This is a genomic window from Paenibacillus sp. MMS20-IR301, assembly GCF_032302195.1.
Taxonomy (GTDB): Bacteria; Bacillota; Bacilli; order Paenibacillales; family Paenibacillaceae; genus Paenibacillus_AQ.
The window spans coordinates 6,895,677-6,919,809 of record NZ_CP135275.1; the positions used below are offsets into that span (position 1 = coordinate 6,895,677).

At 48.4% G+C, this 24,133-nt stretch carries 18 protein-coding genes and 1 pseudogene; 18 read left to right on the top strand and 1 reads right to left on the bottom strand.

The window, feature by feature from the left end; translation table 11 throughout:
• Positions 1–341: 341 nt before the first annotated feature.
• From LOS79_RS29805 to LOS79_RS29860, 12 genes and pseudogenes are all read left to right on the top strand, one after another.
• Positions 342–657: pseudogene (locus tag LOS79_RS29805) on the top strand (RidA family protein).
• Between the two features lie 5 nt (positions 658–662).
• Entirely contained in the window at positions 663–935 is a 273-nt protein-coding gene (locus LOS79_RS29810) for a hypothetical protein (RefSeq protein ID WP_315414476.1), read from the top strand.
• A 267-nt stretch (positions 936–1,202) separates the two neighbouring features.
• A complete protein-coding gene (locus LOS79_RS29815) occupies positions 1,203–3,470 on the top strand; it encodes a glycoside hydrolase family 95 protein (RefSeq protein WP_315414477.1) in 2,268 nt (755 codons plus the stop codon).
• A gap of 201 nt (positions 3,471–3,671) precedes the next feature.
• The gene (locus tag LOS79_RS29820; protein ID WP_315414478.1) at positions 3,672–4,604 is read left to right on the top strand and encodes a carbohydrate ABC transporter permease; all 933 of its coding nucleotides are present in this window, start codon (positions 3,672–3,674) and stop codon (positions 4,602–4,604) included.
• A gap of 15 nt (positions 4,605–4,619) precedes the next feature.
• A complete protein-coding gene (locus tag LOS79_RS29825) occupies positions 4,620–5,456 on the top strand; it encodes a carbohydrate ABC transporter permease (protein WP_315414479.1) in 837 nt (278 codons plus the stop codon).
• 118 nt (positions 5,457–5,574) lie between these two features.
• Positions 5,575–6,933: an ABC transporter substrate-binding protein gene (locus tag LOS79_RS29830; RefSeq protein WP_315414480.1), complete on the top strand. Its 1,359-nt coding sequence runs from the start codon at positions 5,575–5,577 to the stop codon at positions 6,931–6,933.
• Positions 6,934–7,175: 242 nt separating this feature from the next.
• A complete protein-coding gene (locus LOS79_RS29835) occupies positions 7,176–8,792 on the top strand; it encodes a sensor histidine kinase (RefSeq protein ID WP_315414482.1) in 1,617 nt (538 codons plus the stop codon).
• Entirely contained in the window at positions 8,780–10,360 is a 1,581-nt protein-coding gene (locus LOS79_RS29840; RefSeq protein WP_315414483.1) for a response regulator transcription factor, read from the top strand. The genes LOS79_RS29835 and LOS79_RS29840 overlap by 13 nt, the downstream gene beginning before the upstream one ends.
• Positions 10,361–10,386: 26 nt before the next feature.
• On the top strand, positions 10,387–12,000 hold the full coding sequence (locus tag LOS79_RS29845; protein WP_315414485.1) for a glycoside hydrolase family 43 protein: 1,614 nt from the start codon (positions 10,387–10,389) through the stop codon (positions 11,998–12,000).
• Positions 12,001–12,020: 20 nt separating this feature from the next.
• Positions 12,021–12,851 (top strand): amidohydrolase family protein, encoded by an 831-nt coding sequence (locus LOS79_RS29850; protein ID WP_315414486.1) that lies wholly within the window; start codon positions 12,021–12,023, stop codon positions 12,849–12,851.
• A 26-nt stretch (positions 12,852–12,877) separates the two neighbouring features.
• A complete protein-coding gene (locus tag LOS79_RS29855) occupies positions 12,878–13,843 on the top strand; it encodes an aldo/keto reductase (protein WP_315414487.1) in 966 nt (321 codons plus the stop codon).
• Complete coding sequence (locus LOS79_RS29860) at positions 13,843–14,862, top strand: zinc-binding alcohol dehydrogenase family protein (protein WP_315414490.1); 1,020 nt, start codon at positions 13,843–13,845, stop codon at positions 14,860–14,862. Before LOS79_RS29855 ends, LOS79_RS29860 begins: the two co-directional genes overlap by 1 nt.
• Before the next feature lie 52 nt (positions 14,863–14,914).
• Here LOS79_RS29860 and LOS79_RS29865 read toward each other — a convergent pair whose 3' ends face one another.
• Entirely contained in the window at positions 14,915–15,781 is an 867-nt protein-coding gene (locus LOS79_RS29865; protein WP_315414492.1) for an AraC family transcriptional regulator, read from the bottom strand.
• A gap of 163 nt (positions 15,782–15,944) precedes the next feature.
• On the opposite strand from LOS79_RS29865, the gene LOS79_RS29870 reads away from it, so the two are divergent.
• The 6 genes from LOS79_RS29870 (at position 15,945) to LOS79_RS29895 (ending at position 23,856) form a co-directional block, all read left to right on the top strand.
• Positions 15,945–17,096 carry a glycoside hydrolase family protein gene (locus LOS79_RS29870; protein ID WP_315414494.1) on the top strand — a complete coding sequence of 384 codons (1,152 nt, stop codon included), beginning with the start codon at positions 15,945–15,947 and terminating at the stop codon, positions 17,094–17,096.
• Between the two features lie 22 nt (positions 17,097–17,118).
• Positions 17,119–18,558, top strand: a complete 1,440-nt coding sequence (locus LOS79_RS29875; protein WP_315414495.1) for a glycosyl hydrolase family 28 protein — start codon at positions 17,119–17,121, stop codon at positions 18,556–18,558.
• Positions 18,555–20,132, top strand: coding sequence for a glycoside hydrolase family 43 protein (locus tag LOS79_RS29880; protein ID WP_315414496.1), 1,578 nt, complete (start codon positions 18,555–18,557; stop codon positions 20,130–20,132). Before LOS79_RS29875 ends, LOS79_RS29880 begins: the two co-directional genes overlap by 4 nt.
• A gap of 180 nt (positions 20,133–20,312) precedes the next feature.
• Positions 20,313–21,005 carry a TetR/AcrR family transcriptional regulator gene (locus tag LOS79_RS29885; RefSeq protein ID WP_315414497.1) on the top strand — a complete coding sequence of 231 codons (693 nt, stop codon included), beginning with the start codon at positions 20,313–20,315 and terminating at the stop codon, positions 21,003–21,005.
• Positions 20,998–21,786 (top strand): VOC family protein, encoded by a 789-nt coding sequence (locus LOS79_RS29890; RefSeq protein WP_315414498.1) that lies wholly within the window; start codon positions 20,998–21,000, stop codon positions 21,784–21,786. The genes LOS79_RS29885 and LOS79_RS29890 overlap by 8 nt, the downstream gene beginning before the upstream one ends.
• A gap of 102 nt (positions 21,787–21,888) precedes the next feature.
• On the top strand, positions 21,889–23,856 hold the full coding sequence (locus LOS79_RS29895) for a glycoside hydrolase family 2 protein (RefSeq protein ID WP_315414500.1): 1,968 nt from the start codon (positions 21,889–21,891) through the stop codon (positions 23,854–23,856).
• Positions 23,857–24,133: the final 277 nt, after the last annotated feature.

Genomic DNA, 24,133 nt, shown 5'->3' on the forward strand with positions numbered 1-24,133 from the left:
CAGCCTTTATTCGCTGAAAAAAGGTCATTTGGGCGGGCTTACGGACATGACGGCCCTTATCCGCCGCTTTTCATGGGCAAGCCCCGCTTTTTCGGTGAAATAACGGCGCTCATGTCCGTAAGACCGACACTGAGGCACCTTCCCGCAGACTTAACGTCTCTCATGTCCGTAACGCTAAGCTAGTCACTTGAACAACCGTTGCGTGACTGGCTGCTTTTCTTAACGGAGGGTCCATTCAGCCCATTTACCTGCGCGGCAGCTCATTATATATGATTTTCCGCTTAAAGATAAGTTTCGGACTTACGTAATCCTTCCAAATCTGATGAGTTAGGAGAATGAACATGACTGAACAAACAGCAGCCGGCAGAATCGCAGCATTAGGAATCGTTCTCCCAAGTGCAAGCGAACCCGCAGCTAAGTACGCAAATTTCGTAAAAGTAAACGGGTTATTGTTCGTTTCAGGCAAGGGACCTGCAGGGTTTTGTTAATGCAGATGCTAATTTTGAAGAACATCATAAAGTGTTAAATGGTTGTTCTGACCTCATGCTGGATGTTTTCGGAGAAAAAGGTATCCATGCACGTTCAGTCTTTGGAGCTGTTTCCGTTAGAGACAATCTTCCAATCATAATTGATTCAATATTTGAGGTTGAGGAGTAGAGGGATTGTCATTCTGTCCAATTCTATCTGCAGTTGATCACGCGGACAATCAGGAGTACCCACATCTGGGAGCAATTGTTCAGGAGTTCGCACAGAACAGGCCGGACCAAGTTGCAGAGATGGTCAATACAGGCGGGGTGGATGTGAAAGAGCTTGTAGAAGTAGCGCCGTTTGTAAGAGCAAGCGACCTCGTTGGCAAAGAGAAAGAAGCGTCCGTGCCTGTGTTCGGTCATCACTCGATTGGCACCGTTCGTATTCCATTGCTAAGTATCGGCTGAATACAATCGTCGTATGGCTAATTAGGCCATCAAAGGAACGGTCCTGAAATTCAGTTCCCATTTTCAAAAAGTGTCGCGAAAAGTTTGGAAAAGCGAGAATGTTCAGACTAGATTAAACATGTTTTAGAAGTGAAATGGATATCCATTTGTAAAAGAGAGTTTTATACACGCGAATAAGTGTAAATTACAATCTTTTTTCCCCCTTCTTCTTCTCTATAATATTCATATAAAAGGTTAGTGATCATTATGAATACTTTGGAGGGGACAATGTCTAAAAGCGAGCGTAAGCATATATTGTGGTACAAACAGCCAGCAGTAGAGTGGAATGAGGCACTGCCTATCGGTAATGGGCGGATCGGGGCGATGATCTTCGGCGGGATTCGTGAGGAGAAGATTCAACTCAATGAGGATACGGTATGGTACGGCGGACCAAGGGACCGGAATAATGAGGATGCGCTTCCTCATTTGCCGCAGCTGCGTGAGCTGTTGATGCAAGGGAGGCTGAAGGAAGCCGAAGAACTGGCAGCACTGACACTGCCGGGTCTTCCGGAAACCCAGCGACATTATTTGCCGCTGGGTGATTTGCTTCTTACGCTGGACGGACATGATCAGAATGCTGCAGATTTCCGCCGGGAGCTGGATCTGTCTGATGGGGTGGCGCGGGTCAGTTATTGTTCAGGCGATATCTGCTACTCCAGGGAGATATTCGCAAGCTATCCTGACCAGATAATTGTGCTTCGGTTTACTGCCAATAAACAAGGAGCCATATCATTGAAGGCCCGTTTCAACCGCAACAAGTGGAAGTACATGGAGAAGACGGAGAAATGGGGTCATGACGGACTGGTCATGAGAGGGGACTGTGGAGGGGAGGGTGGAATCCAGTTCCGGGTCGTTCTGAAGGCTGTTCATGAAGGGGGGCGCTGCCGGACTGTTGGTGAACATCTTCTAATTGAGGAAGCTGACAGCGTAACGCTCTTGCTTATGGCGGCCACCACCTATCGCTACAGCGATCCCGAGGAACACTGCAAGTCTCAATTAGGTATCCTTAAGAAATTATCCTACAGTGAATTGCTTTTGCGGCATACTCAGGATTACAGAGCATTATATAACCGTGTAGAGCTTGATTTGCCTGGGAACGACGAGAGAGCGGACCTTTTGCCGACTGATGAGAGGCTAGAACGGATTAAAGCTGGACATGAGGATAAGCGATTAATTGCCCTATACTTTCATTTTGGACGATATCTGCTGATCTCCTCCAGTCGTCCCGGTTCTTTGCCAGCCAATCTGCAGGGTATATGGAACGACAGCTTTCTGCCGCCGTGGGACAGTAAATTTACAATTAACATTAATACTCAAATGAATTATTGGCTCGCAGAAAATTGTAATTTAGCGGAGTGTCATGAGCCTCTATTTGGGCTGATTGAACGAATGAGAGAGCCGGGTAGACGGACAGCCAGAGTTATGTATGATTGCCGGGGGTTTACAGCCCACCATAATACTGATATTTGGGCGGATACTGCCCCGCAGGATACTTACTTACCGGCTTCGTTCTGGCCAATGGGCGCGGCTTGGCTCTGTCTACATCTTTGGGAACATTATCGTTACGGGCAGGAGCGTGCCTTTCTGGAGCAGGCTTATGAGACCATGAAGGAGGCGGCAGAATTCTTATTGGATTATCTAATAGAAGATGCAGAAGGAAGGCTGGTCACCTGTCCATCTGTATCTCCTGAGAACCGTTATACATTGCCTGGAGGTGAGAGTGGTGTACTCTGTGTAGGTGCCTCTATGGATTTTCAAATCATTAGAGCGTTATTCGGCGCTTGTATAAGCAGCTGTGAAATTCTGAACCGGGATCAGCCATTTGCTGAAGTACTTACTGCTACGCTCGAACGGCTGCCGCAGCCGCAGATTGGTAAATACGGACAGGTACAAGAATGGATGGAGGATTACGAAGAACCGGAACCGGGGCACCGCCATATCTCTCATCTATTTGCCCTCTATCCCGGTGACGAGTTTAACCTAGAACAGACACCAGAGTTTACCGCGGCATCCCGTATAACATTAGAGCGCAGACTAGGGGCTGGCGGCGGGCATACTGGATGGAGCCGTGCCTGGATTATTAATTTCTGGGCACGTCTTCAGGACGGAGAGAAGGCCCTCTCCAATGTGATATCGTTATTAGATCATTCTACCTTGCCTAACCTGTTCGATAATCATCCGCCGTTCCAAATTGACGGGAATTTTGGCGGCACTGCAGGTATAGCTGAGATGCTTCTGCAGAGTCATACAGGAGAAATCTTTCTCCTGCCAGCACTTCCTGATGCATGGAGCAGTGGTTCTGTCCGCGGGCTTAGAGCACGCGGAGGTTTGACTATAAGCATGCAATGGTCAGAGAATAAGGTAGTAGAGGTAGGAATAGAGTGTACAGCAAGCGGTGAGTGCCGGATAAGCGGACCGGGTCTCTCAAAGCTTGAATTTATGGCTGAAGCGGGGCAGACTTACTCTTTATCCCCGAATAAGCCAATTAATCTGTAATTTACTATATTCATTTAGGTAAGCCAAACAGCGATTTCCCCGTCCAGGAGGAAATCGTTGTTTGGCTTTTTTTGCTGTCCAGGACTCAGAGGAATAAGAAATTATACACGGCAAAAAGGTGTAAATTACAAGCAGTCACCCTCACTATATCTTCCTATAATGATCCTATGCGAATAACAACAATCAGGAGGTAGGATCAAGATGTCATTGGCGATCAAACGAAGTACAGATCAGCCGCAGAAGAAATGGTGGAATCAACGCCGCAAAGAGGGAATTATCGGGTGGATCTTTCTGGCACCGGAAGCGATAGGTATTATTGTGTTGGCTATTTTTCCGCTTATCTTTTCCTTATTTCTAAGCTTTACGGACTGGAATCTGGTAAACGGATTTGAGGGGATGAAATGGGTCGGGTTCGACAATTTCACGCGATTGGCAGAGGATTCGAAATTTATAAAAGCACTGGAGAATAATATTTTTTTCACGGCTATAACGGTGCCCGTAGGGCTAATGGTAGCTATGATTATGGCAGTTATTATCCATACCAAGGTCTATGCTAAGGATTTGTTTAAGGTGCTGTTTTTCATTCCTTATATCTGCTCTACCGTAGCCGTTGCGGCCGTGTGGGCAGCCTTGTACCATCCTTCAAGCGGGCCTATTAACCGATTTTTGATGCAGATTGGCCTGGAGCATCCGCCGAAATGGCTGGTCGACTCCCATTACGCAATTATAGCGATTATGGTTATTGCCATCTGGCAGGCCCTCGGGTACCAGATGATTATATTTATGGCAGGGTTAACGCAGATTTCTGAAGATCTATATGAAGCAGCGGACATAGATGGAGCAAACGGATTCAAGAAGTTCTGGTTCATCACGATGCCTTTATTAGCACCAACTACGCTCTTCCTGACCATAACAACGATAATAAGCTCTTTTAAAGTATTTGATCTTATCAAATTCTTAACCGATGGCGGGCCAAACGATGCTTCTACTGTTATTGTATACCGGATATACGAGGAAGGTTTCATTAACTTTAATATGGGATACGCTTCAGCCATGTCATGGATCCTTTTCCTGCTCGTGATTTTGGTGACTTCAGTTACATGGATTTTTCAAGCGAAAGAAAAAAGATCATAGAAGGGGGGGGATTAAATGAATATCAAAAGATTTGATTGGAGTCGTATCGCATTCTCTGTTATTCTTGGCGGATTATCCATCTTCTTTATTATTCCACTGGTATGGATGCTCTCTGCCTCCGCCAAATTTGAACGTGATGTCATGGTTTACCCTATTCAATGGATTCCGAAGGATTGGAACTGGGTTAACAATTTTCATAAAGTGTGGCTTGAAAATGTGCCTTTCAGTCTGTTTTATTGGAACTCGCTGAAGCTGGCTGTAATTGCTACAGTTTCTACTCTGCTTTTTTCGTCTATGGCCGCGTTCTCTTTTGCCAAATTGAGAGCACCCGGGAAAGGCGTGATGTTTGGAATGATGATGTCATTTATGATTATTCCCGAACAAGCAACGCTGGTACCCAGATTCATTATGATAAAATGGATGGGTTTATATAATACACATACTGGCATTATCGTAATGTTAATGTTCTCCATGTACTTTACGTTTTTGATGAGACAATTTATGTTAGGTGTTCATAATGAGTTTATTGAATCAGCCAAAATTGACGGTGCAGGCTATGTTCGAATTTATGCGCAAATTATGCTGCCCCTCAGTAAGCCCATATTGGCCACAGCAGGGATTATTAAGTTCATCTGGACATGGAATGATTACCAGAATCCGCTCATCTTTCTGTTTACCAAGGAGCTGTATCCATTGCCGCTCGGAATTCAATTCTTCCGCCAGGAATATTCAAACAATGTTTCACTCATGATGATGGCTGCAGTTTCGGCAATAATTCCACTTATTATTGTGTTCATTGCCTTGCAAAAACAAGTGATTAACGGTATTACGGTCGGCGGTGTAAAGGGATAGTAGGCGTAGGTAATGGAATTACACACGAAAAAGAGCGCATCAGGTTACACGGTAAAACGCTTACAATCAAGTAAGATAAAGATGCAACACATTCTATATGAAGAAGGGGATACAGCGCATGAAGAAGGCATCAATCTTACTAACCCTGTGTTTTATGTTGATTTTGACCGCTTGTGGAAATAATGCCGGAAATAGCGAAAGCGGTAACAATAAGCCGGCAAATCAAGCTTCCGGAGAAGGTTCATCAGGTGAGAAGGTAACGATTAAATTGTATACCAATGCCAAAGGTGAACCGGAAGAACCAATGATGAAGCTGGTGACGGCTTTTAATGAGCAGAATGATCATATTAAAGTAGAACATGTGGCCCTCGTGCAAAATAATGATTCCAGAGAAATGCTGCAGAAGCTTGATGTTCTCTCTGCTTCAGGTGAAGAGGTGGATGTGGTTCTGCTTAATAATGAGGGTTTTGTGCTCGAACGTGCAGGCAATGGGATGTTGTATCCGTTAGATGAATTCTTTACAGCAAACAATATCAATCCTGAGGATGAGTATTACCGTAACCCGGTATACGAAGGCAAACACTATGCTGCGATGACAGATGCCAGCTTCTGGTTTGTTGCCTTGAATGAAAACCATTTGAAGGATGCGGGTCTTGCGGTTCCCGGATTTGACTGGACTTGGGATGACTTCAGAGAATACTCCACAAAGCTTGCAGCGAGCGGGGAGAACCGCTACGGTACTTACTTTCATACCTTTGGAGAGTACGCTAATTTAATTGCTTACACCGATTTCAAAAATCCTCAGATGAAGGAAGACGGAACTTTGCTCTTCGATGATCCTTCCTTTGAATATTGGTTTAATTTACGCCGGGCGATGGAGATAGAAGATAAGTCGGTAAAACCGCTCGCGGATGTACTTGCTGCCAAGCAGCACTGGGCAACAGATTTCATGAACGGGACTACCAGCATGCTTCCTATAGCAGGCTACGCATTGGATGAAGCCTTCTTAAATTCAGACAGCTATCCGAGAGATTTTAAGATTACCTTTGCTCCATTGCCGCGATCCTCGGCGTCTGCAGAAACCGGGTTGACCAGCATAAGCGGAAGCTTCTTGACCATGCATAAGAACTCCAAAAACAAAGAAGCGGCATTTGAGTTTATTAAATTCGCCACGATGGAAGGAGCGGAACTGTCGGGAAGAATTCCGGGCTGGAAGAAGGCAGATGGAAAAGCAGTACTTGAGAAGATTATTGGTGATAAGTCAGATTTGGTAGACAATCAGGTGCTATCAAATGTACTGTTTGATGAACGTGTGCACACGGCAGGCTCTTCCTCGGTAAGTGTGTCTTATCAGCAGCAATTGAAGAAAGTGGCTGAAGGCGGAATAAATAAATTTCTGCTTGATAACTCCACTTATGATGAAGCAGAGAAATATATGATGGATGAAGGTCAAAAAATAATTGCTTCTAATCCATAAGTAGTCTATAGAGGGAGATCGGATTTGTTCGATTTCCCTGTTTTTCTTTGAATAGCCCTCGTGTAGTATTAGATGAAAACCAGACTTTGGGGGAATACAGCATGAGGTGGTTATATCGGATATCGTTTTACCGGAGAATTCAGGCAGCTCTGCTGCTGTTTCTGATAATTCCGTTGCTAGTTATTTCCGGATTCTCCTACTTTGCAAACAAACAGTCCAGTGAGGTCAATGCACATGCAAATATGAAGGGAATCACCGGCATTATGGCAAATGATCTCTCCAAAACCGCAAATGATATTTTGTATACCGTAAATCAATTTACTACACCTCAGGACAATGGAATATTTTATGATTTAAGAAGTCTCAATCAGCTGCAGCACTTTGCTCATTTTGAAGATTATCAGAAGTATACCGATTTAAATGCGAGCATGACCATTCTGGTGGGTAAACTATCGCTACTACATGTGAACACATTTTTTATTAATGAGGTTGACTATCCTCTTATCGGTTCGATAACCACTGATGATATTAAGTCGCTGAGAATGGATAGGAATTTCGGACACATGACCCCATCTGAGGCAGCTTCCGGAGTAGTGCAATGGTTTCGGTCAGAACCACCGGAGATCATGCAAAAACGGATGCCGGAGCAATACTATTATTATTGTAAGAAGTCCGTTTATGACCCTGCACAAGACCGGATATTAGGCACTCTATTTATCGGGATTCCTGAGTCTTATTTTAGCCAGTTATTTAAAAATACAACAAACGGAAAATTCTCCTTATATAGCGAAGAGAATCTGCTCATTGCCGGAATGGATGGGAGCGCTCCACATTTGCCTACAGCAGCAGATAAAGGATGGATGCTGGAGCAGACAGAAGTACCCGGAACTCCCTGGAGGTTAACCTTCGAAGTGGACAAAAAAGAGGTAACAGGCGAAATTACACAACGATTTTCCTTTTTGCTGATGGGAATTTTAATTGTTCTGTTTATCTTCCTCTTTATTTCTTTTGTGATTGCCAGAGGGCTTAACCGTCCGATAGGTAAGCTGATGCGTGTAGTAAAGCAATACGGTGAAGGAAATACTTCGATCCGCTACAGCGTAAAGGGACAAGATGAGATAGCTCAATTGGGCGGGGCAGTTAATCATATGCTGAACAATATCCATTCCTTAATGAGGAAAATTGAAGAAGAGCAGGAAGAGAAGCGAACAATCGAATTGTATGCCCTTTTTTCACAGATACAACCGCATTTTTTGCTTAACACATTAAATTCGATTAAATGTAATCTGGCCCTTGAGGGTGATTTCTCGAACAGTGAAAATATAGATTCCCTGATGATTTTATTGCGGGCGCATTTACGGGTTAATGAACCTTTATTTTTGTACGAGGAATGCGATCTGTTGACTGAATATATGTCGATTATGCGGCTTAGAAACCGGATTAACATTAAGCTTGATATTGTCTTGCCAGATCTATATCGCCAATTAATTGTGCCAAGACTGCTGCTTCAACCTCTTGTAGAAAATTGTATTATTCATGGAATCAAGCGGGATCTTGCAGATCCCTGCATTCGTGTAATTGTCCAAGCGGTGAATCAGGAGATCGAAATCAGGGTGGAGGATAACGGCGGCGGGATCAGTGAAGCGGAATTACAAGAACTAAATGAAAAATTGCATGCAGGTGTGCAACCGACAGATGAAAAGGGAGTCGGTCTTCACAATGTGAAGAGACGATTATCTCTCAGTTATGGTGAAGGAACATCTTTTGCTGTCATGTCAAATTACCCCAATGGTTTCGTATGTATTATGCGGATACCTGGAATGAACAGCTGGAAAGGAAATATAACATGGCCAAAGTGATGCTGGTTGACGATGATGTACCGGTTGTTGAATATTTACAAAGGCTTGTTCCTTGGGAAAGTCATGCACTGTCGGTCTGTGCTATAGCTTATTCGGTTAGTGAAGCCAAAGAATTATTTATGAATGAGTACCCGGATATACTGCTCACCGATATTGGACTACCTGATGGAAACGGTATTGAACTCGCCCATTATTTCCGGTCACTGCATCCCGAACTGCGGATTGTTTTTTTAACCTGTCATGCGGATTTTCATTATCTTAAAGAAGCTATGAGTATTGAAGCGGATGATTATATCGTCAAAGACGAATTAAGCCCTAATAAAATCATACAAAGTGTAGGGAAAGCGGTCTCTAAGTTGTTATCTGCCCAAACTGAACTCGAAAAGATAGCCTATAAAAGTGATGTGGAGCGAAACAAGGACCTGTTAATCCAGCAGTTTTTTCTCGAGATTCTTAAAGCTTCTGAGCCGGAATTATTATTAAAGCAAGGAGAACGGCTGGGGATTAATTGGTCACTTCCTTATTATATGGTTGGTTTATGTCACCTTAATATTGGCATGATGCTGAATGTCTATCACCGTAACAATCTGGAGCTGGTTAAATATGCAGCTTATAATATTGCCAAAGAATTGACTGAAGGAACCCGGATCACTCCCATTCAAGCCGAAGGACTACAGTTATGGTTTATTGCCAACCTCTCCGGTAACGAAAATGAAGATTTGGCTGTCAGCGGACATCTAAAACAGATACATGAGAAAATCTCGGAATTCTTAAAAATCCATTGTTGTTTCATAATCTCTCCCCAGCCGGTCAAACTGGTTCAGCTTAAAAAGAAGGTTAATGAAATTATCAGAAAGCAGCAGAGTACGTATTACGAATCCACGTGGATGATTAACATTGATGGTCTCGGAAAACAAGCTGAACCGAGGAACGAACTGAATATAACTGTTATTGAACCCTATTGTGACAAATGGGTAACGGCTTTAAGCGAATTCAACAGATCGCTTGTGCTAATCTATGCAAGCACGATTGAAAAGCTTATCCGCGAAAAAAAACCGGAAGCTGGAAAAGTACAGGATTTGCTGATTCGTATGCTGCAGCAGGCGTCATACCAGTTGGGAGGGACGATGGATGAACGGCTTCAGCAGGAAATCAAACAAGCATTGAATTTAGACGAGGCACTTGAAATTATCAATATTTTTTCAGAAGATTTTATGGAGAAAAAGCGTTCAGCTTACACAGACAATCAGAACACAAATCCAGATCTCAAAATTATAAACGCTTTTATTTATCAACATATCTATAAAAATGTGACTTCTATCGATATTGCTCAGTACCTGCATCTGAATCCAAACTACTTCTCACGTTACTTCAAGAAGCTCGCTGGTCTGAATTTCACAGATCATGTGCATCTGCTGAAAATGGAAGAAGCAAAACGATTGCTCGGCGGACAAAATGAAACGGCAGAAAACGTAGCGTACATGCTAGGCTACTCTGACCGTGCTTATTTCTCTAAAGTGTTTAAAAAGTACACGGGTATGAGTCCAAGCGAGTTCAAACAAAAGTAGCTGAATAAATACGGGGAGGCTAAACGATGAAGAAACCGATCAAAGCAAAATTTACTAAGGAGCCATGGACTGCTGATCTGGGGGACGGGAATTACAAGAATCCTGTACTGCATGCCGACTATTCTGATCCTGATGTTATACGGGTAGGAGAAGATTTCTATATGACCGCTTCCAGCTTCGGACATATTCCGGGACTTCCGATCCTGCATTCGAAGGATTTGGTGAACTGGCGTCTGATCAATCATGCCATTCAGCGTATGCCACTGGAAGGCTATGACAGACCGCAGCATGGGAACGGTGTGTGGGCACCAAGCCTCAGGTATCATGACAGCCGGTATTGGATTTTTTATGGGGACCCTGATGTAGGTATATTTATGACTTCAGCCGAAGATCCAGCGGGCGAATGGTCAGAGCTGCATCTTGTACATGCCGGCAAAGGTCTGATTGATACTTGTCCTTTCTGGGATGATGATGGACGTGCCTATTTAGTACACGCATTTGCCAAAAGTCGCAGCGGTCTTAAGCACCGTTTGCGACTATGCCCTATGTCGCCTGATGGCACCAGGCTTTTGGATGAAGGGCAGATTATTTTTCACGATTCTCAGCGTCATCCTACACTGGAAGGTCCGAAAATGTATAAGAGAGAAGGGTATTATTATGTGTTTGCTCCTGCCGGTGGAGTGGAGACTGGCTGGCAAACCGTATTCCGCTCTGCCAGTCCTTACGGTCCGTATGAGGATTGGGTTGTACTTCTTCAGGGATCATCGCAGGTAAACGGTCCCCATCAAGGGGGATGGGTAGAATTAGAATCAGGAGAATCATGGTTTATGCATTTCCAGGATAAGGGTGCTTACGGCAGAATCGTGCATTTGCAGCCTGTTGCATGGGTTGATGGCTGGCCAGTAATGGGGAATGCTGTCGACGGTAATGGTGTAGGAGAACCGCTTCAACAGTACCGAAAACCTGATGTGGGCAGTAATTATCCGGTTACAGTGCCAGTTGCATCTGATGATTTTTCAGCACTCACTTTAGGATTGCAATGGCAGTGGCAGGCTAATCCTTCTGATTCATGGTACTCTCTGTCACAACGTCCAGGCTGGCTACGGCTCTTTTCCCAGCCGCGTCTGAATATGGAGGATACGTTGTTTCAGGCTCCTCACCTGCTGCTGCAGAAATTCACAGCTCCTTCGTTCAGAGCTTGTACCTTACTGGACGTTTCAGCTGTTTCAGATCGGGGGGAGGCAGGACTAATTGTATTTGGATACCATTATGCTGCATTGCGTGTTTACAGCAGCAGCTCAGCGGATGCCCGAAAGCTGCAATTAGTGCATGGGAATGAGGAGCAAGAAACCGTGGTTTGGGAACTGCCTATAGAAGCAGAACATATTGTGTTGCGGGCAGACGTGCACCATGGAGCTGGCTGCTCCTTTGGATATAGTTTAGACGGAGAACACTTTGAAGTTTTGAATGTACCGTTATTTCAAGCAATGGTCAGCAAATGGGTAGGCGCCAAAATAGGCTTGTATGCTAAAGAGGATTTTATCAAAGAAAATCCGACGACAAAGACCATTAAAGAACAGCTGTTACCTGGTTGGGCAGATGTTGGCTGGTTTAACATAAGTGCATTGGACATCGAATAATGATCTCACGGGGGGATTAAATGCGAATCGACACACATCAGCATTACTGGAGAATTGACCGTGGCGACTATGGCTGGATTACACCGGAACATTCGGTTCTATACCGGGATTTCATGCCCAGCGACCTGGAACCATTGCTGAACCAGCATAATTTTAATGGAAGTATTATTGTTCAAGCGGCCCCGACAATTGATGAAACGAATTATATTCTTGCTCTCGCCGATCAGACCTCCTCTGTACTGGGTGTAGTCGGGTGGTTGGATTTATTCGATCCTGATCATCGGAAATATTATGATCAGTTCCGGCGTAGTTCAAAGTTTAAGGGATTTCGCATCATGATTCAGGATATGCCTGATGCTTCTCGTATTCTGGATCCACAATTTATAGACAGGCTGCGCGGCTACGCGGCTGAAGATGTGCCCGTTGATCTGTTACTTGTCTCGGAGCAGATGGAGACCGTGCTACAGTTGCTGCAGAAGGTTCCGAATCTGCGGAGCGTAATCAATCATATTGCTAAACCTTCTATCAAGAGCAGAGAGTTTGAATCTTGGGCGAGATATTTGAGTGACTTCGCACAATTTCCTGGTATCTACTGTAAATTATCCGGCATGGTGACCGAGGCGGATCATAAGCAGTGGAGGTTAGAAGAGTTTACACTATACATCCGCAAAGTGCTGGAAGAATTCGGACCGGACAGAGTGATGTTCGGCAGCGACTGGCCCGTATGTTTGTTAGCGGCGGAGTATGGTCAAGTCATGGAGATCCTGCTACATGCGCTGCCAGAGACTTGGGGCGAAAGTGAACGTGACCGATTGTTTGGAATGAATGCCAAGGTGTTTTACAAACTATAAACTTATAAATGAGGTGGCTCTGTCAAATGAAGTACCGTCAATTAGGAAATACCGGACTGGACGTATCTGTACTGAGCTTTGGTGCTTCTTCGCTGGGCTCAGTGTTCCATCCAACGGATGATAATGAGAGTATTCGAACCGTGCATAGTGCTATTGATTCCGGGATTAACTATATCGATGTTTCTCCTTATTATGGTCTAACAAAAGCAGAAACCGTGCTGGGCAAAGCGATACAGCAATTGCCGCGTGATAAATTCCTGTTGTCATCCAAAGCGGGACGCTACGGCGAATCAAGCTTCGATTTCACCGCTAAGCGCATCTTTAGCAGTGTAGAAGAGAGCTTAAACCGGCTGCATACCGATTATCTGGATATTTTGTTCTTGCACGATATTGAATTCGTACCACCCAAAATTATTCTGGAAGAAGCAGTTCCAGCCATGCACGCTTTAAAAGAACAAGGCAAGATCCGTTTTTGTGGCATTAGCGGTCTGCCATTACAGCTTTTTGAAAAAATGCTGCCTGAAATCGAAGTCGATGCAATTTTGTCCTACTGCCATTACTCGCTGAATGACACTTCTTTACTCCATTTGCTCCCGCTGCTTCAGGACAGAGGGGTTGGCCTTGTTAATGCTTCCCCTCTGTCCATGGGCCTCCTGAGTACCCGTGAATTAGCAAATTGGCATCCCGCGGGCAGTGAGTTGAGAACAGCCTGCAAGAAAGCAGCTGAGTATTGTGCTTCAAAAGGTGTTGATATCGCTAAACTTGCCATACAGTATTCAACGGGTAATGAACTGATCCCCACAACTCTAGTCAGCACTGCCCTTCCAGAGAATATTATCAATAATGCAGTTTGGACTGATGAGCCGATAGATAGAGCACTGCTTACGGAAGTGCTAGAAATACTAGAGCCGGTACACAATGTATCCTGGATAAGCGGGCGTCCCGAATATAATGAGCATTTGTTAAACAATAAAGGGGGCGGCATCGCATAATGAAAGGTATAGTCTGCGAGGAAGTCGGCAAGTTTATATGGCGCGAAGATTTAAAAGAGCCTGTCCTGGAAGAAGGAAAGGCGATTGTAAGGATTCGCCGGATCGGTATCTGTGGCACAGATTTGCATGCATATCAGGGCAACCAGCCGTTCTTTAACTATCCACGTGTGCTGGGCCATGAATTGGCTGGAGTCATTGAAGCCATTGGGGAGAATGAGGCTAACCTTCATCGGGGAGATCAGGTCAGCATTGTGCCCTACATCCATTGTGGCGAGTGTTCAGCTTGTATAAGCGGAAAAACGAACTGTTGTAAGAACATGAAGGTGTTTGGTGTCCATATTGACGGAGGAATGCGTGAATTGATCTCTATACCTCTTGAATATTTGCTCAAGACCGAAGGTCTTACACTGGATCAATCCGCTATGCTGGAACCGTTAGCCATCGGTGCACATGCGATTCGCCGCTCCCAAATGGCTGCTGGAGACACTGTGCTAGTGATCGGGGCAGGGCCAATCGGATTAGGTGTAATGGCTCTTGCCAGATATGCTGGAGCCAAGGTCATTGCAATGGATGTCAATGAAGAGCGTCTTGCATTCTGCAAGTCATGGGCTCAGGTAGAGTATACAGTGAATGCATTGCACCAGCCGAAGGAGCAGCTCGCGGCCATTACAAATGGCGAATCTGCTTCGATCGTCATTGATGCTACAGGCAATGCCAAATCCATGATGAATGCGTTCGAGCTGGTAGCTCACGGCGGTTCGCTGATATATGTCGGGCTGGTAAAGAGTGATATTTCCTTTAATGATCCGAATTTTCACAGCCGCGAAATGACTCTCATGGGCAGCCGTAACGCTACCAAAGAGGATTTTGCCTTCGTGCTGCAGGCCCTATCTGCTAAATATATTGACATAGACCGCTATATTACCCATCGTACCGATTTCGCTGATATGATCAACCAGTTTGACGGCTGGTTAAAGCCTGAATCTAAGGTGATCAAGGCTTTGGTTGAGATTAACTGATTAAAGGCACAGAAGAAGCGAATAATTAAAGCTTATGGCGATATCTCCCCCGTCACATCCGGTGGCGGTATTTCAGAGGCGTGAGGCCGACTTCTTTTTTGAACAGCCTGATGAAATAAGACGGATTCGGAACGCCAACGCGTCCTCCGATCTGTTCGACCGAAAGCGGGGTCGTCTGCAGCAGCCTGCAGGCGGCCTTGATTCGTCTTGCGGTCATATAATGCATGATGCTGCTGCCGGTCTCGGTCTGAAACAGCCGCGAGAGATAAAATTTGGACAGATGCAGCGCCTCCGCAATATCCTCCAGCCGGATTTCCTCCGCATAGTGGTCTTCGATATAATGCATAATCTGTTCGCTATAGGAGAGCTGGCGGGGCTGAACGATTCCAAGCCAGCGGGACGGTCCGGCCAGCGACAGGCCATGAAGCATTTGCAGCAGCAGGAAGGCGGAGTCCTCCTTGGGCTTACCGGCCGCCTCCAGCGGCTGCTGTCCGATCCGTGCATACATGGCAAGTACCTGGTCCAGATAATCCATAACGGGCGCAACGTCGAAAGCCAGCTCCAGATCAGCCCCTTGCCAAAGCTGGGTGAACCAGGTATGCAGGGCGGGGAACTGCCTGAGCGCCTCATCAAATGCATAGGGATCAAAGTGCAGGCCCGAACGGACGTAAGGCGTCTGCGGGCCTACCTCGGCATGGACTTTGTGCAGCTGGAACGGCTGGAAGAAGAAGAGCATGCCTGTACGGAGCGGGTACATTTTCTGATTGAAAATAACGCTGCCGCGCCCTTCATGCACAAGCAGAATTTCGCAGCACTGATGCCAGTGGTAATAACCGGAGAAATCGGCGGTGTTGCAGTGCCGGTACTTCCAGATTAGCGGAGATTCATGCAAAGGCACACGTTCAAACAGGTTGTTCATTGGGATCACCCGAATTTCTGAAGGATGTTATAAGTATAGCCGATGAAGGGCAAGATTTGAACATTTTAGCATCAGTTATGGCGATTTCCCGGCGGCGTTCAGCGCTATAATTAGGCTGGCCCGTTTACCAACAACTTTGATCGGGCCAAAGGGGAACAGATCCATGTCAACTATAACCGATCAGGAATGGCTGCAAGCCATCACGCAGAAAATTACACGCAAGCTGGATTGGGTCAGCGAAAAATCCAAGTATAAAATTCCTTACACGACAATCGGCGGAACGCATGACGACCGGAACATCGACAATCCCACCGGTGATGCAGCCGACGGCATCCAGTGGTGGACGAATGGCTTCTGGGGCGGCATGATGTGGCTGATGCATCACGAGACGGGCGAGAACAAATACAAGGAGATCGCCGGTATTTCTGAGGAACTGCTCGACCGGTGCTTCCAGCAATTTGCCGGCTTGCACCATGATGTAGGCTTCATGTGGCTGCCGACAAGCGTAGCCAATTACCGGGTGACCCGTAATCCGCAGTCACGCAACCGCGGGCTGCATGCGGCGAATCTCCTGGCCGGCCGCTTCAATCTGGCCGGCGGGTTTATCCGTGCCTGGAATGAGGTTGAGAACCTGGATACGAGAGGCTGGGCAATCATCGACTGTATGTTCAACATTCCGCTGCTGTACTGGGCATCAGAGGAGACCGGCGACCCGCGCTTTAAGCAAATTGCCATGAAACATGCCGATACGGTCATCGAGACTTTTGTCCGTCCGGACGGGTCCGTCAATCATATCGTCGAGTTTGATCCCTTCGATGGCGGTGTTGTGCGGACGCACGGCGGCCAGGGCTACGAGAACGGCTCTTCATGGACACGCGGCCAGGCCTGGGGGCTGTACGGCTTTATGATGAGCTATATTCATACGGGCAAGCCGGCTTATCTTGATACAGCGAAGCGGATTGCCCATTACTTTATTGCGAATATTCCAGCAGATGGTGTGATTCCGGTAGATTTCCGGCAGCCGGAGGAGCCGAAGCTGGAGGATGACACTGCCGCCGTGATTGCCGCCTGCGGATTGATCGAAATTAGCAAAGCGGTCGGCGGATTGGAGAAAAAGCTGTATCTGGAGCCGGCGGTCAAGCTGCTGCAGGCGGTGGAAGCGCGCTGCGATTGGAGCGAGGCCTCCGACGCCATTGTGCAGCGGGGCTCAGCCGCTTACCATAACGCACTGCACCACGGGGCGATCATTTATGGCGATTATTATTTGTTGGAGGCTGTATTTAAGCTTAAGGGTGGCGACTTGTATTTGTGGTGACAGACCAGACTTGGAGGAGACAATGAACCAGTTAATTGTATATGATGCACCGAAGGGGGCACCGCAACGCCAAGACTTTAAGGTTCGCGTCCGGCTGCCGGATGGAGCATGGCAGGAGCTGTTTGTGTATGAGGCCAAGGTGGACATGCATGAGGTGCGCCGGGCGTCGATGGCTTACTTCGACATGAGCGGAACGGTCTTCGTGGAGGTTGAATATACGGGACCGGCGGTGGAGGACGCGGTAATCCGCCCTTTGTCGGCAGGAATGGCGTTTACCAGGGACGGCAACGTACTTGCCTTTGCACTGGACCGTCCGTGCAAGCTTTCGGTGGAGGTGAACGGCGACCGGTTCGGCAACCTGCATCTGTTCGCGAATCCGCTGGAGACGGACGCGCCCCGGCCGGAGGATGAGGGTGTCCTGCTGCTGAAGCCGGCCATCCACCGGACCGCGGATATTTACCGGAAGCTGAAGGCCGGGGAGGCGCCGAAGATTATCTATTTCGGGCCCGGCATGCATTATATCGAGGAAACCCTTCTGCGCATTCCCTCGGACACGACCGTCTATATCGCCGGAGGCGCGGTCGTTGCCGGCTCTCTGGTCTGCGAGCGGGCCGAGAACGTCGTCATCCGGGGCCGGGGTGTGCTCTATCTGGGCGACTATCACCGCTTCTCCGCCTTCCGCGGCATCCGGATCGAGTTCTCGAAGCGTATCTCGGTAGAGGGGCTGATTCTGCTGGACCCCCCTCATTACAGCATCTATATCGGCAAATCGGAATTTGTTCTGATCGAGAACTTCAAGTCGTTCAGCACGCGCGGCTGGTCTGACGGCATTGATATGATGGCAAGCTCGGATATCGAGATCCGCGACGTATTCCTCCGCACCTCGGACGACTGCATTGCCATATACGGCAGCCGCTGGGATTACCGCGGCGATACGCGCCGGGTCAGGGTGTCGGACTCCATCCTCTGGGCGGATGTCGCCCATCCGCTGATGATGGGCACGCACGGCGACCATGACCGGGACGGAGATACCATTGAGGAGATTACCTTCAGCAACATCGATATTCTGGAGCACCACGAGCCCCAGCCCGATTACTGGGGGGCCATGGCTATTAATGCCGGGGACAAAAACCGGGTGCGGCAGGTGACGTATGAGGATATCCGGGTCGAGGCCTTCGAGCTTGGACAGTTAATTGATATCCGCGTCGTCTGGAACAAGGATTACAATCCCGTACCGGGCGGGGCTATTTCCGGGATCGTATTCCGGCGGATCCGCTATACCGGCGCGAACATGAATCCGAACCGGATTCACGGATACGACCCGGAACGTCCGGTGGACGGAGTCCGCTTCGAGGATCTGGAGATTAATGGACAGCCCGTGACGGATGCCGCCCAGGGCAACTTTGATATCAATGAATATGCGGTGAATATAACCTTTGCCGCAACGGAGGATGAACAATGATGATCTCTAACCCCGTCCTGCGCGGGTTCAATCCAGACGCTTCGATCATGCGGGTCGAAGACGACTACTACATGGCTACGTCGACTTTTGAATGGTATCCCGGTGTGCTCATCCATCATTCCCGCGATCTCGTTCACTGGCGGCCGCTTGTCCGTCCGCTGGACCGGCTGGACCAGGTGGATCTGCGCGGCGTACCGAGTTCGGGCGGCATATGGGCACCTTCACTAAGCTATGACGGCGGGCTCTATTACCTGTGTTATACGAATGTGGTTGCGCGCAAAGGCGTCTACAAGGATCTTCATAACTATGTAGTGACGGCACCGTCCATTGAAGGCCCGTGGTCGGAGCCGGTGTATCTGAATTCCAGCGGGTTCGACCATTTCCTCTTCCACGATACGGACGGCCGCAAATGGCTGTTCAACATGCAGTGGGATTTCCGCCAGCATAAAAACCGCTTCGCCGGCATCATCCTGCAGGAATATTTGCCTGCAGAGGAGCGGCTCGGCGGTCCGGTTAAAGTGGCGACGAAGGGAACCTCCCTCGGCGTTACGGAAGGGCCGATGGTGTACAAGAAGGATGGCTGGTACTATCTGCTGGTAGCTGAGGGCGGAACGGGGGCGAACCATGCGGCTACCCTGCTCCGCTCGCGTACCGTGGACGGCATGTACGAAGCCGATCCTTCCGGACCGGTGCTGACCAGCGTCGGCGCTCCGGATCATCCGCTGCAGAAGGCCGGACATGGCAGCCTGGTCGAGACGCAGGCGGGCGAGTGGTACATGGCGCATATCTGCAGCCGGCCGCTTCCGGACGGCAGCGGACTGAGTCCGCTCGGGCGCGAGACGGCGATCCAGAAGGTTGTCTGGACCGGAGACGGCTGGCTGCGGCTGGCCTCAGAGGGGCAGCTGCCCCGTCTGGAAGTGCCTGCGCCTGATCTGCCGGCTCATCCGTTCCCCCCGGAGCCGGAGAAGGATGACTTCACGGCCGGTCAGCTCGGCATTCACTGGTGCACGCTCCGGGTGCCGCCGGAGGAAGCCTGGCTGACGCTGAAGGAGCGTCCGGGATATCTGCGCCTGTACGGCCGGGAGTCCCTCCATTCCTGGAACCGCCAAAGCCTGGTTGCCCGGCGGATTCAGAGCTTCCGCTGCGAGGTTGAGACCTGCGTGGAATTCGAGCCGGAAGCCTTTACGCAGATGGCCGGACTGGTCCTGTATTACGATGAGACGGACTACTTTTACCTGAGAATCTCCCATGATGAAGAGCTGGGGAAACATCTCACGCTTGTGAGCAGCGACCGCGGTGTCTACACCGAATCAGAGGAACGGGCCGCCATCGGCGGCTGGCAGCGCTGCTTCCTGAAGGCCGTCATTCATGATGAGACGGTGCGCTTCTTCTATTCGCAGGACGGCACCGGCTGGCAGCCGATCGGCTCCGCGCTGTATACGGGCGTTCTGGCGGATGAATACGCGAAGAAGCTGTCATTCACCGGCGCCTTCGCCGGCGTCTGCGTGCAGGATTTGCGCGGCACCTCACTTCCGGCCGATTTCGATTACTTCAGTTACCGGGAACAGGTTTAAGCCAGACTCAAGACTTATGAAGCTTCCAAGTGCGCACCGGCTGGGATTGAATTAGAACAGATTAATAATCATATACAATGGTCTCAAATGATTAAGTTCATTTGGGACCATTTTTTTCTGATTACCGGAAACGAAAGCGTGGAACGATTGCCGGCAATATGATAAAATAACGTTGTTATTTTGAGGAAAGGAGCAGCGGCCATAGATAAAAAATCAATAGTTACAGAGCGAAAACTGCTGCACAATGCGAAGATGGAATTTATGGAGAAGGGCTTTCACGGCGCGAACATGCGGTCGATTGCCCAGAGGGCGGGAATGACAACGGGTGCAATCTATCGTTATTTCGCTACGAAGGATGCGCTTCTGGTCGCTTTGACGCAGCCTGTCTTGAATGAATTAAATCAGCTATTTGAGCATTCAGCCACCGTTCATACTCAGGCATTGGACGATAACGACAGTGAAGCAAGCATGCTTCTTGCTGAGCATAACCTCAACGGCTTTGTCGATTTTATTTTCCGGAACCATGATGAATTTGCATTGTTGCTGAACTCTTCGGCGGGTTCCTCCTTGGAGAACTTTTGGGAGTCGTGGATAGAATCGGATATCGTTGCCACACAACAATATATGGAGAGTCTGGTAGAGCTGGGGCTGCTTAGCCATTGTCCTCCCGGGCGGTATATTTCTATTTTCGTCAAGCAAAGCTTTGCCTTTGTGCTCGAAACCGTTTCTTCTGGAATGTCCTATGAACAGGCTAAAGAATACATGCGTTATTTAATTCCTTTTTTACAGGCGGGATGGAGAACCCTGTTACATAACGGAGCGGATGCTGAAGGAAGCAAGCGGACTATCCAAGGAGGAGGGCAACATGAGTAGATATGCCATCGGGCACATCCTGATTAAGAGTAAAGATTTAAAGCATGATGTCAGTGTATACGAGAAATGGGGCTTCACCGTGACCTATCGTACGGACCCGCAGCGATCCCACAATGCTCTGATTTACTTTCGCGATGGATCTTTTCTTGAATTATTCGACCCTAAGCCGGCATACATGCCGGATAGGCTTATCACAATGCTGCTTAAGCTGTTTCGCCACGCGAAGTCCGCGAAGATTAAACGGTTTATGCACTATTTGAGCTGCGGGGGCGGAATTACCGATTATGCCATAGATAGTGTGCCAAGCGAAGAGGCGGAGTTGAGTCTTCAGCTTAGCAAGCAGGCCGGAGCGCGGATAAGCAGCATAACCAAGCTGAGTAAGACATTGCCGGATGGAAGAAAGCAGCGGTGGTGGATAGCCATTCCCGAAGAGCCGGCATTACCTTTCTACATGAGCGCCTACGACCCTCCTGTAATCTGCCATAATAACGAACTTACACATCACAACGGCGTGCAAGGAATTGATTGTCTGGTTATCGATGTACCGGATGTGGAGGAGGCAGTGCTGCAGTACAAGCCGCTGTTTCCACAAATCAGCGAATCCCATGATCCACAGCAATATGAGCTTGTATTTGAAAAGCGTCATAGAATTATTCTCCGTCAAGCTGACAAATTCAGGCTGGCTGAGATTCATTTATATACTTCCCAATCCCGGCCCGGCAATGAGCTTGTTCTGACTAACGATAAGCAAGGAACAAAGCTTGAACATTCCAGAAGATAGTCCATGAGATTAAGAGGATCATCAATTGGATTCTGGCGCCGCTTACGTTACATTGTGGGTATCCCGAGAGGGAACTGTAATATTACGTAGGGAGTGAATGCAGTGGAGCAACTGGGAAGAACGATAATCCGGCTGGATAAGACCTGGAGATTTCAAATTGATCCTGAGGCAGAGGGGATAACTATGGGCTGGGACAAAACCGGCTTGCCGTCCCCTGAAGCCGTGACAGTACCCCATACATGGAATGTTCAGCCTGAAACAGAGAATTACCGGGGCCATGCCTGGTACGAGCTCCGGTGTACAGTCCCGGAGCTCCCGCCTGGAGGCCGGGTCTGGTTTGATTTTGAAGCAGTCTACCGGGATTGTATCATTTGGATTAACGGTGAGCGGGCCGGCAGCCATTTGAATTCCGGCTATACCTCCTTCCGCATTGAAGCGACCGGGTTACTCAAGGCAAGACAGGAGAATCTGCTGGTGATATCCGTTGATAACGGAAACAGTGAAACGGCACTCCCCAAGGGCAACAGCTTCGATTGGGCTGATGACGGCGGGATGATCCGCGGGGTTACTTTGAATATTACTGGGGAAGCGGCTATAGATGTTATTCAGATAGAGGCAACCCCGCGGTTCCCGGATCCTGAGCAACCCCGGGCTTGCGGGAGACTTCGCGGATCGGTCACGCTGCACAAGGCGCTGCAGACAGCTGCTAAGGAAGTGAGGCTTGAACTGGTATTGCAGCAGCAGGGCCGGACGATCTGGGAAGGTGCACAGGCCGCCGGCTATCCATGTACGGTTATTCCATTTCCTGAAGCAGAGATTGAAGGGATTGAGCTTTGGCACTTCGATCACCCGCATTTGTATGAGCTGAATGTAAGGATTATTGCAGACGGGGAATTGCAGGACAGTCTGACCCGAAATATCGGTTTCCGGGAATTCAGGGCAGAGGGCAGCCGCTTTCTGCTCAATGGTGAGCCGGTACGGCTGACAGGTGTGGAATGGATGCCGGGCTCTCACCCGGATAGCGGGATGGCAGAGACGCTGGAGGATATCAAGCGTGTATTAACACAAATGAAGCAGGCGAACTGTGTCTTTACGCGCTTTCACTGGCAGCAAAGTGAGCAGCTGCTGGAATGGTGCGACCGCTACGGGATTTTGGTGCAGGAAGAAGTGCCTCTATGGCAACAGCCGGCAGAGCCAGGTGCGGAGACGCTTCCCTTAATTAAGCAGCAGCTGTCCGAAATGATATCCCGGCATAATCATCATCCCAGCGTTATCGCTTGGGGAGTTGGTAACGAACTCGATGGACAATCGCCCAAGACCATGCAGTACGTTCAGGAAATACGGGCTTATATCAAGGAACTCGATCCAGTCCGTACAGTTAACTATGTAAGCAACACAGTTCATTTGGAGCCGTCACTTGATGCAACCGGTGCAGGCGATATTATCATGTGGAATGACTACATCGGGACCTGGCACGGAGAATTCGACATGGATGAGACGGTCCGGAAACTGATTGCGGCACATCCTGATAAGCCGATCGTGGTCTCCGAGTTTGGCCTCTGTGAACCTGTCTATTCCGGTGGAGATGCCCGGCGGAGTGAGCAGATGGTTGAAAAAATGGACATTTACCGGAAGGTTGAGCAAATTGCCGGAATGATCTACTTCAATCTCAACGATTACCGTACCCAGATGGGAGAAGAGGGAGAGGGGCGGATGCGCCAGCGGGTTCATGGTGTAACCGATTTGTATGGGGCGGAAAAGCCCTCCTATCAGCTGCTCCGGGAAGTGTCCTCGCCTGTTACGCTTGAAATTGTGCACCAGAGCTCGAGTGATGAGTTACTTTGCCGGATTAAGTGCAGTGACGGGCTCCCGAGTTATACTATTGACGGGTATAAGCTCATTTTGTCTGCTGAGGAAGGAAGCTGGGAGCGGCAGATCGATATTCCGGTATTATCTCCGGGCGAACAAGCGGATCTTGTTGTCCCGGCAATGGACATTCCCCGCAGCATCCGTGCGGCTGTCCGCCGTCCGACAGGTTTTGATGTGCTGGAGCAGCGGGTGGAGCTCTAACTCTCTCTTCATCTTTTCTATTGTGATAAAAGTTTTACGTTTTCGGGCAAGGGCAGCTTGCTTTTGGAGGGCAACCTTTTTGATCAGTATTTAGGGTGATAACTGCCACGCCCTCCCCAGGCAGCCCAACCAGTTGAATTAGGGGTACTTCTGCCCCTAATTCACCCCCAAAGCGCCCCAATCAGTATGAGGTTTTAGTCCAGTAGCATTTATTTATTGTGCTAATATACTGAAGTTATAGCAATGATATAAAAGAAAATAGTCCATCCTATTCCGA

Coding starts and splice junctions, on each gene's coding strand:
- LOS79_RS29815 (WP_315414477.1), top strand. CDS start 1,203: ATGTCTAAAAGCGAGCGTAAGCATATATTGTGGTACAAACAGCCAGCA.
- LOS79_RS29820 (WP_315414478.1), top strand. CDS start 3,672: ATGTCATTGGCGATCAAACGAAGTACAGATCAGCCGCAGAAGAAATGG.
- LOS79_RS29825 (WP_315414479.1), top strand. CDS start 4,620: ATGAATATCAAAAGATTTGATTGGAGTCGTATCGCATTCTCTGTTATT.
- LOS79_RS29830 (WP_315414480.1), top strand. CDS start 5,575: ATGAAGAAGGCATCAATCTTACTAACCCTGTGTTTTATGTTGATTTTG.
- LOS79_RS29835 (WP_315414482.1), top strand. CDS start 7,176: ATGAAGGGAATCACCGGCATTATGGCAAATGATCTCTCCAAAACCGCA.
- LOS79_RS29840 (WP_315414483.1), top strand. CDS start 8,780: ATGGCCAAAGTGATGCTGGTTGACGATGATGTACCGGTTGTTGAATAT.
- LOS79_RS29845 (WP_315414485.1), top strand. CDS start 10,387: ATGAAGAAACCGATCAAAGCAAAATTTACTAAGGAGCCATGGACTGCT.
- LOS79_RS29850 (WP_315414486.1), top strand. CDS start 12,021: ATGCGAATCGACACACATCAGCATTACTGGAGAATTGACCGTGGCGAC.
- LOS79_RS29855 (WP_315414487.1), top strand. CDS start 12,878: ATGAAGTACCGTCAATTAGGAAATACCGGACTGGACGTATCTGTACTG.
- LOS79_RS29860 (WP_315414490.1), top strand. CDS start 13,843: ATGAAAGGTATAGTCTGCGAGGAAGTCGGCAAGTTTATATGGCGCGAA.
- LOS79_RS29865 (WP_315414492.1), bottom strand. CDS start 15,781: ATGAACAACCTGTTTGAACGTGTGCCTTTGCATGAATCTCCGCTAATC.
- LOS79_RS29870 (WP_315414494.1), top strand. CDS start 15,945: ATGTCAACTATAACCGATCAGGAATGGCTGCAAGCCATCACGCAGAAA.
- LOS79_RS29875 (WP_315414495.1), top strand. CDS start 17,119: ATGAACCAGTTAATTGTATATGATGCACCGAAGGGGGCACCGCAACGC.
- LOS79_RS29880 (WP_315414496.1), top strand. CDS start 18,555: ATGATGATCTCTAACCCCGTCCTGCGCGGGTTCAATCCAGACGCTTCG.
- LOS79_RS29890 (WP_315414498.1), top strand. CDS start 20,998: ATGAGTAGATATGCCATCGGGCACATCCTGATTAAGAGTAAAGATTTA.